This window comes from Micromonospora matsumotoense, from assembly GCF_050951065.1.
Taxonomy (GTDB): Bacteria; Actinomycetota; Actinomycetes; order Mycobacteriales; family Micromonosporaceae; genus Micromonospora; species Micromonospora matsumotoensis.
Window position 1 is genome coordinate 7,250,536 of the sequence record NZ_CP192025.1, and the last position, 12,967, is coordinate 7,263,502.

The window sequence follows — 12,967 nt, forward strand, 5'->3', positions numbered from 1 at the left end:
TGGTGGGCAAGCGACGGAGTGGTGGGGATCCGCTCCGGGACAGGGGTCAATCGTGTCGCCGGCAACGTGCCGCGCAACACACCCACCAAATGTAACTGAACAAGCTTGAAATGTAACCCCCCCACGGTTACCTTTCGGCCATGACCGAGGATCTGACCGACCTGGTACAGACGCTGCGCGCATCTGGCGGAGATACGACCAGTGTCGAGGTCAAGGCTGCCGCAGGCGGACTGCCTGTATCGCTGAGCTCATCGTTGAGCGCCTTGGCCAACCTTCCCGGCGGCGGGACGATCATCCTGGGCCTGGACGAACGTACCGGCTTCCGCCCGGTACCACTGACCGATCCACAGGTCCTCAAGCAGGGCCTCGCCACGAAGGCACGCGCGTACACACCGCCAGTGCGCCTGTCCATCGGCGATGGCCTCGTTGACGGGAAACCGGTGATCGTCGCTCGGGTCCACGAATGTGACCCCTCGGCGAAACCATGTCGAGTCACCGCCACAGGTACCGCCTACCTTCGCGGCTACGATGGCGACTTTCCGCTGTCCGACCTGGAGACGCAAGGCTTCCTTACCGCCCGGCGACCGCCGCTGTTCGATCGCCAGCCCGTCGACGGTGCCAGCTTCGATGACCTCGATCCGCACTTGGTCGCCGCCTACCTGGCGACGGTACGAGAACGGGACGCCACCGGACTGGGGCGCTTCACCGAGGACGCCGAGTTGTTGCGTCGGGCCGGAGTCACCGTGAGTGGAGGTCGACCCACCACGGCCGGCCTGCTCGCCCTCGGTGTCCATCCCCAGCAGTTCTTCCCCCGTTACGTCATCCAGGCTTCCGCCGAACCCCTGCCCCATGACCCACCCGAAGCGCGGGCGCGCAACCAGATTACGATCACCGGGCCCATCCCCCACATGCTCGACACCGCCCTGGACTGGGCCCGCCGCACGTTCGACACGGCCATCGTCGCCAACTCCGACGGCAGCGTCACTGATCGACCCGCCTACCCCCTGGTCGCGTTTCGCGAGATCATTGCGAACGCTCTCATCCACCGCGACCTCGACCACTGGTCACATGCCTTCGCCATCGAGGTACGGCTACGCCGCGACCGTCTCGTCATTACCAACCCGGGCGGCCTGTACGGCATCACTGTCGATCGCCTCGGTCACGACGCCGTCACCTCCGCCCGCAACGGGCTCCTCGTGGCCATCTGCCAACACGTCCGCTCGGCCGCCACCGGCGGCCGGGTCATCGAGGCCCTCGCCAGCGGCATCCCCACAATTACTCACGAACTGTCAGATCATGCCCTACCACCGGCGCAGTACATTGACACCAACATCAGGTTCACCGTGCTGCTCCGTGGCCCCGCAGCCAACTCCACCAGCCCGGCCCTCAACGCCACCGAGCTACGTATCTATGACGCGCTCGGATCCGGACCGAGGACCGTAGCCCAACTGGAAGCAATCCTCGATCTGACCGGACCCAATATTCGTAAGGCCCTCCGAAGCCTGCGCAAACGTGGCCTCGTGCAACAGGACGGCGGCAGAGGCCGCACCACCACATACCGGCACAGTCTCATTCCACGCGGTTGATGCTCACGCGGCTGCGGCTGCGGCTGCAAGGGGCCGAGTGACGCCGAAAAGTATGCGACCCGACAGCGAAACGAGACTGCCCCCAGCGGGATCAAGTGAGACCGATTCACTGACGGTGAAACACCCTGGTCAGCGTCCGCGCTGGTCAGGGGGCGTTTCTGCTGTTCTGGTGGCGGAGGGTGTGGGATTCGAACCCACGAAGACATCGCTGCCTTACCGGTTTTCAAGACCAGCGCCATCGGCCACTAGGCGAACCCTCCCGGACCGCCACCCACGGGTGCGCGGCCTGTCCCTAGTCTGCCACGAACCGCGTCCGGACGAGCCGGCCCATCACCGCCGGGTGGGGTTCGGCGTACCGGAAAGGGGCCCTTGATCCATGGCATGACCAGCGTGACCTCACCCGGACGGTCCACTGTGGCCGAAATTCCGGCCGTCCTGGGCGAGCCGTGGTCCTCCCCCGGCGACGGGTGGTGGATATTGCCGACCGAAGGTGGTCGGAGTGGCAGTTGTCGTCAGACCGACGTGGTTCCGGATCGGATCGGGTAAGACTGGGCCATGCGCGCGATCACGATCCCGGTACCCGGTGGACCCGACGCACTCGTCTGGGCGGAGGTGCCCGATCCCCAGCCCGGCGCGGGTGAGGTGATCGTCGAGGTCGCCGCCAGCGCGGTCAACCGGGCCGACCTGCTCCAGCGGCAGGGGCACTACCCGCCGCCGCCGGGCGTGCCCGCGTACCCCGGCTTGGAGTGTTCGGGGGTGATCGGCGCGGTCGGTGCGGGGGTCACCGGGTGGGCGGTGGGTCAGCCGGTGTGCGCGCTGCTGGCCGGCGGCGGGTACGCCGAGCGGGTGGCCGTGCCGGCCGGGCAGTTGCTGCCGGTGCCGGCCGGCCTCGATCCGGTCGACGCCGCCGCGCTGCCCGAGGTGGCCTGCACGGTCTGGTCGAACCTGGTCCGGGTGGCGCATCTGGGTAAGGGCGAGACGCTGTTGGTGCACGGCGGTGGCAGCGGGATCGGCACGTTCGCGGTGCAGTTCGGCGCGGCGCTGGGCGCGACAGTGGTGGCGACCGCCCGGTCGGCCAAGCACGACCGGCTGCGCGAGCTGGGTGCCGCGCACACCATCGACTATCGCGAGCAGGACTTCGTCGAGGAGACCCGGCGGGTCACCGACGGGCGGGGCGCGGACGTGATCCTCGACATCATGGGCGCCTCCTACCTGGCCCGGAACGTGGCGGCGCTGGCCGACGGCGGCCGGCTGGTGGTGATCGGCATGCAGGGCGGGCGCAAGGCCGAGCTGGATCTGGGCGCGCTGCTGGCGAAGCGGGCCTCGGTGGCGGCCACCGCACTGCGCTCCCGCCCGCTGGCCGACAAGGCGGACATCGTCCGGGGTGTCCGGGAGCAGGTGTGGCCACTGGTGGAGTCGGGCGCGGTCCGGCCGATCGTGGACCGGCGGCTGCCGATGCGCGACGCCGCGCAGGCGCACCGGCTGGTCGAGTCGAGCGACCACGTGGGCAAGGTGCTGCTCACCACCGCGTGACGGCCCCGACCGGACGGTCACCGCCGGGACCGCGACGCCTCGCCGGCACCGGACCTGATCAACCCGGGCAGCCGCGGGTGAGGGCTCAGGACGGCGTGACCGGGCCGTCGCGGCGGGGCAGCACCAGGCGGGCGCCGGGGCCCTCGCCGGCCAGCGTGTCGCCCGGGTTGTAGAGGGTGCAGCGCTGCAACGACAGGCAGCCGCAGCCGATGCAGCCGTCCAGGTCGTCGCGGAGCTTGCCGAGCAACTTGATCCGCTCGTCCAGCCGCTCCCGCCAGGTGCGGGACAGGGCGGCCCAGTCGTCGGGGCTGGGTGCGCGCGAGGAGGGCAGCGAGTCCAGCGCGGCACGGATCTCCTCCAGCGAGATGCCGACCTGCTGGGAGATCCGGACGAACGCCACCCGACGCAGCTCGGTGCGGGCGTACCGGCGCTGGTTGCCGCCGGTGCGTTCGGCGCTGATCAGCCCGAGCCGTTCGTAGTAGCGCAACGCCGACTGGGCCACCCCGCTGCGCGCGGAGAGCTGGCCGATGGTGAGTGACTCGTGCATCACTGCCCTTGAGTTGAAGTGAACTTCAGGTTGCACGCTAGCCACATGACCACATCGACCGCAACCCGTCCGCCGGGCCGCCTCCTCCCCGCGCCGGTCGTCGCTCCGCTGGAACGAATCCGCGCCGGTGACGCCTACGACGCCAACGTGTACTCCACCATCGACGTGCACTGGGTGCTCTACGACCGGGTCCTGAGGGTCACCCCGGCCACCGTCGACGACCCCGACCGGGACCGCTTCCTGCTCTCCAAGGGGCACGCCGTGGCCGGCTACTACGCGGTGCTCGCCGCCAAGGGGTTCATCCCCGTCGACTGGCTCGACGACGCGGGCGGGCCGGACAGCCGGCTCGGCGGCCACCCCGACCGGACCCTGGTCCCCGGCGTCGAGATCGGCTCCGGCTCCCTCGGCCACGGCCTCGGGCTGGGTGTCGGCACCGTGCTCGGCCTGCGCGCCCAGGGTCGCACCACCCCAAGGGTGTACGTCCTGCTCGGCGACGCCGAACTCGACGAGGGCTCCAACCACGAGGCGATCGCGTACGCCGGTGCCGCCGGGCTGGCCGGGCTCACCGCGATCGTGGTCGACAACGCGTCGGCCAGTCACGGTTGGCCGGGCGGGGTGGCCAGCCGGTTCACCGTCAACGGCTGGACCGCCGCCACCGTCGACGGGCACGACCACGACGCCCTGCACGCGGCCCTCACCGGCCACGACGGCCACCGCCCGCACGTCGTCGTCGCGGTCGACACGCCCCGCCACCCGGCACACCGACCAGCCGGCGCAGACCGACCGGAGCAGGCGGGCCGATCAGAGATCCAGGCCGCCCGGCCGGACCACCCGGGCCGGTCGGTGGCCGGCGACGGACCTACCCCGGGGAGCGGGAAATGACCATGCGGGACGCCTTCGTCGCCAGCGCCACCCGGTTCCTCGACGATCCCCGGACCACCATCGTGCTGGCCGACATCTCCGCCGACGCCTTCGCCGGGGCGGCCCGCCGGTATCCGGGCCAGGTCGTCAACGTGGGCATCCGGGAACAGTTGATGGTCGGGGTCGCCGGTGGGCTCGCCCTCACCGGGCAGCGCCCGATCGTGCACAGCTACGCCCCGTTCCTCGTCGAGCGGGCGTACGAGCAGATCAAGCTGGACCTCGACCACCAGGGGGTCGGCGCGGTGCTGGTCAGCATCGGCGCGTCCTACGACCGGGCGGAGGCCGGCCGGACCCACCTGGCCCCGGCGGACGTCGCGCTGATCGACACCCTGGACGGCTGGACCGTGCACGTGCCCGGCCACCCCGACGAGGTCCCCGACCTGCTACGGGACGCGGTCTGCGGGCAGCACTCGACCTACCTGCGGCTGTCCACCCGGAGCAACGCGCGGGCGTACCCGCAGGCGGGTGGGTTGCACGTGGTGCGCGACGCCGGGCCGGGCGCGGCGCTGCTGGTGGCGGTCGGTCCGATGCGCGACGACGCGCTCGCGGCGGTGGCCGACCTGCCCGTGACGGTGGCCTACACGCACCGGCCCCGACCGTTCGACGTGACCGGGCTGCGGGCGCTGGCCGGCAGCGAGGTGATCGTGGTGGAGCCCTACCTGGCCGGCACCTCCGCGCGGGTGGTGGCCGAGGCGCTGGCGGACCGGCCGCACCGACTGCTCAGCCTCGGCGTGGGCCGTGCGGAGCTGCGGCGCTACGGCACCGCCGAGGACCACGACCGGTGGCACGGCCTCGATCCGGCCGGGCTGCGCCGCGCGATCGGCGACTTCCTGACAGCGGGAGCCCCGGTCGGGTAATCGGACCGGACACCGGGCGACCCGACGCGGTGACCGGACCGGAGGCGGCGACGGGACCCGGAGACCGGGGCGGGATCAGCGGGGTGAGCGGGCGGGGCGGGGGCGGGTGCGTTCCCGGCCGAGGATCCAGATCGCCTCGACCCCGTCCTTCCACGTGATCTTCTTACCCTCCTCGCGCCCCCGCGCCCGGTAACTGATCGGCACCTCATACGGACGGATCCGACGACGCAACAACTTACCGGTCACCTCCGCCTCCATCCCGAAACCCCGCGACCGGACACCCAACGACCGGTACAACTCCACCGGCATCAACTTGAAACACGTCTCCAGATCACCGATATACGAGTTGAACAACACATTCGCCGCCATCGTGACACCCTTGTTACCCATCACATACCAAAAGCTGTACGCGCTGTGACTACCAAAGGTGCGGTTGCCATAGACCACAGTCGCCCGCCCATCAAGCACCGGAGCCAACAACCGGGGAATGTCCTGCGGGTCGTACTCCAGATCAGCATCCAGGATGACCATGTACTCACCCCCGGCACTGTCCACAGCCGTCTTGATCGCCGCACCCTTACCCGCGTTACGCGGATGGGTGATCACCCGCAACCGGCTGTCGTCCGCCCGACCGAGGATCTCCCCGGTGCCGTCCCGACTACCGTCATCCACCACGACCAACTCGATCTCACACGGATAATCGACCGCCAATGCCTGCTTCAGGGCATCCGCGATGCGTTCTTCCTCGTTGTAGACCGGCATGAGGATCGAGAGCTTCACGGGAATCTCCACGGTGGCGACAGTGAGTCGGCCCTAGCCTAGCCTGGCAGGTCAGTTGGCGTGTCGACCCTGGTGGTGGGATCGGCGGGCTCGGGCTTGGGATGTTCGTCGCCAGGTCGACCAGCGCAGGATGTGCTGGGTGGGAGCGTCACGGCGAGGACGAAGGCGTGGAGGAGCCGACGGACTTCGGCGACGGTCAGCGATGGCCAACTCCGGGGCGTCTTCCGCCAGCGTGAGAGCGCCGCGAACACCCGCGCCGCCCTCAAGTCGATCCGGGCCGCCCCGACGGGGCCCCGATCCACGTCATCCTGGACAACCTGTCCGCGCACAACGGCCGCAAGATCCGAGCGTGGGCGGACCACCCCCACCACCCGACGCTGACCCGGAATCTGCAGGCCTGCCTGCGCTGGCGCAACGCCAACGCCCGCCACCCCGACATCCTGGCCGCCCAACGCCGTGAACGCGCCCGCATCCGCAGCGGACGCCGACGACGCTGGTGGACAACCCGCCACCCGCGCAGCCTGACCCCAACCCCCTGAACGTTCGTGGTTACGGCACTAGCCAGGCGGTACCCGATCCCGCGGTGTTCCAGATCGATGGGTGCGCCGTAGACCTCGTCACCGGTCACACAGATCTCAGGACATCCTGTCTCCGCGAGGCTGTTCAGGGCGTGTACGAGATCAAGCGCCAGTCGCGACGCGCATAGCAGCTGGGGTCGCCCACGAAATAGCGCCTGCACATCAACTGCCAGGTCGACGTCAAGCGCTCGCACTATGGCAGTTGGTGGCAGACGAAAACTCGATACTCCCCGACGTCCTGGACCTCAATGACGTCCACCCTCGCTGGGGTCGATCGTGTAAAGGTATCCGCAAGTCCGCTCGCGCGGGGCAGTACGTATGCCACGCGATCCGCTTGCTCCACCTGGGCGCGATACGGGCGATACCGATCGTGCCCGGGGTTCAGGTCGTCATCAACCACAGCGCAACGAATATTCTCCGCGCTTGCATAGGCCAGCCTGTTGCACGTCCAATACTCGGTATAGATCCGTGTAAGCCCAGCAGCGAGCAGATGATCCTTCAATTGCCTTTCTTCAACTGCCTCTGCCGCATACTGTGGCTGATGAAGAACTAGTTGTCCGGTGGCGACCAGCAGGCTGCCCACGAAAGCACCGGCCGTCGCGACACGGACGGCAGCCGAAACAAATCCACCGCGCACTTTTCGAACCATCGTCGGATGGCTCGCACCGAAGTTGGGCGGTACCGCGCTGCGGGACGTGAGACTCAGACCGGCCCACAGCGGCCAGAGAACTGCTGGCAGCGAAATGAGACCGTAGTGGAGATAGCGAGCGCTCTCCACGGGGGTCAGTGCTGATGAGGCGCTGAGAACGTAGGCGATCAGGGTCAGCCCGCCGCCGGCAAGGAGAGCGAGTCGGCTGGCATGTAGCCGTCGATCCTGAGTATCGGCCTGACGAAATGAAACGGCCCCCATTGTGACCGCCGTGATCAGCAAAGTCAGATAGCCGGGCCCCCACCACATCTGCCACGCTTCACAGTGGCTCGGGCCACACACGCCAGAACTCAGTGGTAAACCGAGAAGAACTGCTCCGTGCAGTCGGTCGACCAACGGGGCCGACTCGGCGGCACCGCTGATGGAAAGCAGGACCGACAGTGAGTCGGGGTGGCCGGGCCGGAGGTTATACCAGATCAAGGGGGCCGCGCCCAGGGCGAAGCCCCCGGCGACAAGGAGCAGTCGCCCTTTAGTCAACACCTCTCGATTCGCCCAGCCTAGTAGGAGCACGGCCACGGCTACGTATGGCAACGCAAGCCAGTGGGTCCACACGATGTAGCCGGCCAGCAGCCCCCAACCAAGGTAGATTCCCAGCCCTCCCGTTCTGCGCAACACCAAGAGTGCCGATGCCGCCATCAATGCCGCCGTGGCCGCAGCCACGTCGGAGTATCCGCCAGCACCGACTACCTGGTTCTTTATGACGCGATCGGAACCGAATGCCATGATCGCTACAGAGAACGCGGCGAACCATGGCGTGTAGAGATTTCTCGTTAATTGGTAGAGCAGCATCAGAAATAGCGCGTACATGGCCAGAGCCGGCAACCGCATGGCCCACCAATGCGCGCCGAAAACCTGGACCAGGGGCGCCGCCAGGTAGGAATGGAACGCACCCATGTAGTGCTGGCCGTAGAAGAAGACCGGCCAGTGCCAACCTTCCCCGATGTGCAGTGCCGCCAAGCCGGCGGTGCCTTCATCGCTGTTGGCGGGTGGAACGTCAAACGCCACCAGGAGAACCCGATAAAGGAGGCCAGCGAGACCGACGGCCGTAGCCACCCGGCCGGGGGTCACTATTCGTACTACTCGCTGGGCGTTCGGCCCACCCGAAAGGGCGGCAGTTGCCTCACCATAATTACGAAGTCGATCATTGCTAACTGACCGCACCACCGCGCCCCCGTAATTACGAAGTCATCGAGCCAAGGCAGGATAGCTTATCGTCAGGCGACGCTGGCACCACACGATTGGTAGCGCTCAAGCCGTCGGCAGCGGCCCGGGGGCCGCGGTGGAGATTGACCTGGGCGATCAGACCATCGCCACTCTCAAGACCTGGAAAGCCCTGGCGAAGCTATGGTTATGGTGCTGCCACGCCGCGCCACCGCGACCGTGCAGGCCGTCCTCTCACGTCAGCGCTTGAGGCAGGGCCTGCGGCGATACGGCACGTCGATCGACACAGCGCTGTACGGACTTGACGCTACCGGGCCGCGCCGGCCAATCAGCGCCTTACCAGGCTGGCACGCCGGCGGGTGCGTTCCCGGCCGAGGATCCAGATCGCCTCGACCCCGTCCTTCCAGGTGATCTTCTTGCCCTCTTCGCGCCCGCGCGCCCGGTAACTGATCGGCACCTCGTACGGGCGGATGCGGCGGCGCAACAGCTTGCCGGTCACCTCCGCCTCCATCCCGAAACCCCGCGACCGGATGCCCAGCGACCGGTACAGCTCGACCGGCATCAGCTTGAAACACGTCTCCAGGTCACCGATATAGGAGTTGAACAACACATTCGCCGCCATCGTGACGCCCTTGTTACCCATCACATACCAGAAGCTGTAGGCGCTGTGGCTACCGAAGGTGCGGTTGCCGTAGACCACCGTGGCCCGCCCGTCGAGCACCGGGGCGAGCAACCGAGGGATGTCCTGCGGGTCGTACTCCAGGTCGGCGTCGAGAATGACCATGTACTCACCCTCGGCGCTGGCCACGGCCGTCTTGATGGCCGCACCCTTACCCGCGTTACGCGGGTGGGTGATCACCCGCAGCCGCGCGTCGTCCGCCCGGCCGAGGATCTCCCCGGTGCCGTCCCGGCTACCGTCATCGACCACGACCAACTCGATCTCACACGGATAATCGACCGCCAATGCCTGCTTCAGGGCATCCGCGATGCGTTCTTCCTCGTTGTAGACCGGCATGAGGATCGAGAGCTTCACGGGAATCTCCACGGTGGCGACAGTGAGTCGGCCCTAGCCTAGCCTGGCAGGTCAGCCGTGCGAGGGCCGCCACCGGGCCGGCCGGGGCCCGGCCGTTCGTCGCCACCGTACCGACCGGCAACGCTTCTTTCAGGGGGATGGTGTTTACTTCCGCCCATGTCGGCAGCCGGCTGGATGCTCGTGGCGGCCCCCGTCGTCGCGCTCGTGGTGCTCTCCGCTCTGCTGCGGCCCCGGGCCGCCGGGGTGGTCGCCCCGCACCGCCTCGGCATCGTCCGGGCCGCCCTGCTGACCGGCGTCTTCGCCGTGCTGACCGTGGAGCTGCTCGGCGTCCTCGACGCGCTCACCCTGCCCGCCTTCGCCCTGGCCTGGCTGCTCTTCGTCGCCGGGGTGGCGGTGGTCGCCGGCCGGCGACGCGGCCGGGACGCCCTCCGGCCCCGGACCGCCGCCGAGACCCGCCAAGCGGTGCTGGTCGGCGCGACCGTGGGCGGCCCGACGGCGGAAAGCCCGACCGGGAGCGACCCGACGACAGACGGCCCGACCGGGGGCGCGGCCGCCGGCAGCGGGGCGGCACCCGGACCGGAACGGCCGGCCACCGCCCGGGGCGGCCTCGCGGCGCTGCTGTCCGGTTGGGCGGCCCGGCTGTCCCACCTCCGGCGTACGGCGACCCGGGGCGAGCGGCTGCTCGCCGGCGCGGTGCTCGGCATGGTGTCGATCGAGCTGGTGGTGGCGCTGCTGGCCGAGCCGAACAACTTCGACTCGCAGACCTACCACCTGCCGAAGGTGGAGCACTGGGTGGCCCAGGGCAGCCTGGACTTCTGGCCGACCGCCATCCACCGGCAGGTGACCATCCCGCCCGGCGCCGAATACCTGCTGCTGCACCTGCGCCTGTTCACCGGCGGGGACGCCCTGCACCACCTGGTGCAGTGGGCCGCCGGGATCGGTTGCCTGCTGGCGGCCACCCGGATCACCGCCCAGCTCGGCGGCGGCCGGCGGGCCCAACTGCTCACCGCGTTCCTGCTCGCCACCACGCCGATGGTGGCCCTCCAGGCGACCAGCACCCAGACCGACCTGGTGGCCGCCGCCTGGGCCGCCTGCGCCGCCACCCTGGTGCTGGACGGCCTGCGCCGCCGGGCCGGCCTGGGCGACGCGCTGGCGCTCGGCGCGGCCACCGGCCTGACCGCGCTGACCAAGACCAGTGGGCTGATCGCCGTCGGACCGCTGCTGCTGCTCTGGGGCCTGGCCCAACTCCGACTCGCCGCCCGCCCCACCGGGATCGGCGCCGGCTACTCCACCGGGCTCGCTCCCGGCGACTCCACCGGGGTCGGCGCCGACCGGGTCGGTCGGGCGGTCGGCGGTGTCGGGTCGGGCCCGGCGACCGGGGCGGCCGACCGGCCGGCACCTACCGGGGTCCGGCAGGTGGCCCGGACGGTGGGCGGTTCGCTGCTGGTGCTGCTGGTCGCGGCGACGGTGGTGGGGCCGTTCCTGGCCCGGGAGACCGCCGAGTTCGGCCACCCGTTGGGGCCGCCCCGGCTGCGGGAGTCCATCCCGATGGAACGACACGATCCGGTCGCCGTGCTGGTCAACGCGCTGCGGATCGGGCACACCGCCTTCGACACCCCGCTCTCCCCGCTGCGCGCGGGCACCGCCGAGGCGATCATGGCCGGCTCCCGGGCGGTCGGCGTGGACCCGCAGGACCGGACCATCACCTTCGGCCGGGAGGTCTTCCCGGTGCCGTCCTGGTATCCCGACGAGGACCGGGTGGCCTTCCCGCTGGCCGGGTCGCTGGCGCTGCTCGGGGCGGTCTTCGCGCTGGTCCGACCCCGCCGGGTCAGCCCCGGTCGACCGGGGGCGCTGCGGGCGTACGCGGCCGTGGTGGTGCTCGCGGTGGTCCTGCACACCGCGATGATCAAGTGGCAGCCGTGGGGGAACCGGCTGCTGCTCTACGCGCTGGTGCTGGCCGTACCGCTGGCCGGGCTCTGGGTGGACGCGGTGCTGCGGCGGCGGGCCGGGGCGGGCCGGCGGTCGGTGGCCGCCGGGCTGGTGGTGACCATGCTGGCCACCTCCGCGCTGGCCGGCGTCCTGGCCCTGTCGTACGGCTTCCCGCGCCGGCTGGTCGGTGCCGGCTCGGTCTTCACCACCACCGAGTGGGACACCCGGTTCCTGCGCCGGCCGCAGTGGGCCGACGAGTTCCGCTGGGCCGCCTCGGCGGTCCGGGCGAGCGACGCCCGACGGATCGGCCTGGTGCAGCAGAACGACAACTGGGAGTACCCCTGGTGGTTGCTGCTGCGCGACGACGACGGCCGGTCGCCCGAGCTGGTGGCGTTGCAGTCGGTGCTGCCGGACCGGCCACCGGCCGACCCCACCTCGGTCGACGCGATCGTCTGCACCGGCCCTCGGACGGAGTGCGCCCGGCTGGTCCCGGCGGGCTGGACGATCGAGTACCGCGACCACGTCGGCTACGCGCTGCCCCCGACCCGCTGAGCACCGACCCCGACCCCGACCCCGGCTGACGGCAGCGGCGGCCGGCTGCCGGGCGTCGGGACAGGCGTCGGGGGGCGTCGGGGCCGGCGCGGTGGTCCACGCCGACCCCGACCGTCCCCCACGGGTCACTTCTGCTTGACCGGCACCACGATCAGCCGGGCGACGCTGGCGTCACCGTCGCGGGCCCCGGCCACATTGACCCTGGTGCCCACCTTGATGTCGCTGGCCTTGACGGTGGTGCGCCGCTCGACCACCCGGAGCTGGTCGCCGAGCTTCCAGGTCAGGGTGAAGCCGTCGGTGGACTTCACGGTCACCGAGTCGCCGTCGACCGCGGTCACCTCGCCGCGCTGCACGACGACGGTCTTCGTGCCGCCGTCCTTCGTCTGCACCACCGCCTCACCGTGCAGGCCGTTGCGGCCCAGCAGCACCCGGGCCTGCCGGCGCTGCCGCAGCTCCTGCGCCCGCTCGGCACGCTTGCCCTTCGCCCCGGCCGACGGGGACGGGGAGGCCGACTCCCCGGCGGCCGGGGCGGGCGCGGCGAGCAGATCCAACTCGGTCGGGTCGAGGCCCAGGGCGGCCAGCGCCTGCCCCTCGACGCCCAGCGCGGCGGCGACGTCGACGGCGGCGGCCTTCGTGCCGTCCTGCGCCACCTGTGCCGATCCGCAGCCGGCGACGCCCAGCGTGAGCGCCGCGAGCAGCGACGTGGCGGTGACGGCGATTCCCCGATGTGCCATGACTCTCCCTCTGGTCCGTGGTGCCACCAGCGTCGCGGAGTCCGATG

The 12,967-nt window shown here is 70.1% G+C and carries 9 protein-coding genes, 1 tRNA gene and 2 pseudogenes; 6 read left to right on the plus strand and 6 right to left on the minus strand.

Annotation, left to right across the window (positions count from 1 at the left end; genetic code table 11):
* The first annotated feature begins 140 nt into the window (after positions 1-140).
* Positions 141-1,586 carry an ATP-binding protein gene (locus tag ACQP1S_RS31140; RefSeq protein WP_432901599.1) on the plus strand — a complete coding sequence of 482 codons (1,446 nt, stop codon included), beginning with the start codon at positions 141-143 and terminating at the stop codon, positions 1,584-1,586.
* 170 nt (positions 1,587-1,756) lie between these two features.
* Here the strand turns inward: ACQP1S_RS31140 and ACQP1S_RS31145 are convergent.
* Positions 1,757-1,846, minus strand: a tRNA-Ser gene (locus tag ACQP1S_RS31145).
* A gap of 295 nt (positions 1,847-2,141) precedes the next feature.
* On the opposite strand from ACQP1S_RS31145, the gene ACQP1S_RS31150 reads away from it, so the two are divergent.
* A complete protein-coding gene (locus tag ACQP1S_RS31150; RefSeq protein ID WP_432901601.1) occupies positions 2,142-3,119 on the plus strand; it encodes an NAD(P)H-quinone oxidoreductase in 978 nt (325 codons plus the stop codon).
* A gap of 85 nt (positions 3,120-3,204) precedes the next feature.
* Here ACQP1S_RS31150 and soxR read toward each other — a convergent pair whose 3' ends face one another.
* Positions 3,205-3,666 (minus strand): redox-sensitive transcriptional activator SoxR, encoded by a 462-nt coding sequence (gene soxR / locus ACQP1S_RS31155; protein ID WP_091248676.1) that lies wholly within the window; start codon positions 3,664-3,666, stop codon positions 3,205-3,207.
* 45 nt (positions 3,667-3,711) lie between these two features.
* Between soxR and ACQP1S_RS31160 the strand changes: the two are divergent.
* A pseudogene (locus ACQP1S_RS31160) lies at positions 3,712-4,416 on the plus strand (transketolase); the annotation flags it as partial.
* Positions 4,417-4,550: 134 nt separating this feature from the next.
* Positions 4,551-5,444, plus strand: a complete 894-nt coding sequence (locus ACQP1S_RS31165; RefSeq protein ID WP_432908467.1) for a transketolase family protein — start codon at positions 4,551-4,553, stop codon at positions 5,442-5,444.
* A 75-nt stretch (positions 5,445-5,519) separates the two neighbouring features.
* On the opposite strand, the gene ACQP1S_RS31170 is transcribed toward ACQP1S_RS31165, so the two are convergent.
* Positions 5,520-6,224 (minus strand): glycosyltransferase family 2 protein, encoded by a 705-nt coding sequence (locus tag ACQP1S_RS31170; RefSeq protein WP_432901603.1) that lies wholly within the window; start codon positions 6,222-6,224, stop codon positions 5,520-5,522.
* 156 nt (positions 6,225-6,380) lie between these two features.
* Here ACQP1S_RS31170 and ACQP1S_RS31175 point away from each other — a divergent pair.
* A pseudogene (locus ACQP1S_RS31175) lies at positions 6,381-6,749 on the plus strand (IS630 family transposase); the annotation flags it as partial.
* 246 nt (positions 6,750-6,995) lie between these two features.
* On the opposite strand, the gene ACQP1S_RS31180 reads toward ACQP1S_RS31175, so the two are convergent.
* Positions 6,996-8,516 (minus strand): ArnT family glycosyltransferase, encoded by a 1,521-nt coding sequence (locus ACQP1S_RS31180; RefSeq protein WP_432901605.1) that lies wholly within the window; start codon positions 8,514-8,516, stop codon positions 6,996-6,998.
* 484 nt (positions 8,517-9,000) lie between these two features.
* The gene (locus tag ACQP1S_RS31185; RefSeq protein WP_091248686.1) at positions 9,001-9,705 is read right to left on the minus strand and encodes a glycosyltransferase family 2 protein; all 705 of its coding nucleotides are present in this window, start codon (positions 9,703-9,705) and stop codon (positions 9,001-9,003) included.
* 156 nt (positions 9,706-9,861) lie between these two features.
* Between ACQP1S_RS31185 and ACQP1S_RS31190 the strand changes: the two genes are divergently transcribed.
* A complete protein-coding gene (locus ACQP1S_RS31190) occupies positions 9,862-12,186 on the plus strand; it encodes a hypothetical protein (RefSeq protein ID WP_432901607.1) in 2,325 nt (774 codons plus the stop codon).
* Positions 12,187-12,311: 125 nt separating this feature from the next.
* Here the strand turns inward: ACQP1S_RS31190 and ACQP1S_RS31195 are convergent, their stop codons facing one another.
* Positions 12,312-12,920, minus strand: a complete 609-nt coding sequence (locus tag ACQP1S_RS31195; RefSeq protein WP_432901609.1) for a hypothetical protein — start codon at positions 12,918-12,920, stop codon at positions 12,312-12,314.
* Positions 12,921-12,967 lie beyond the last annotated feature (47 nt).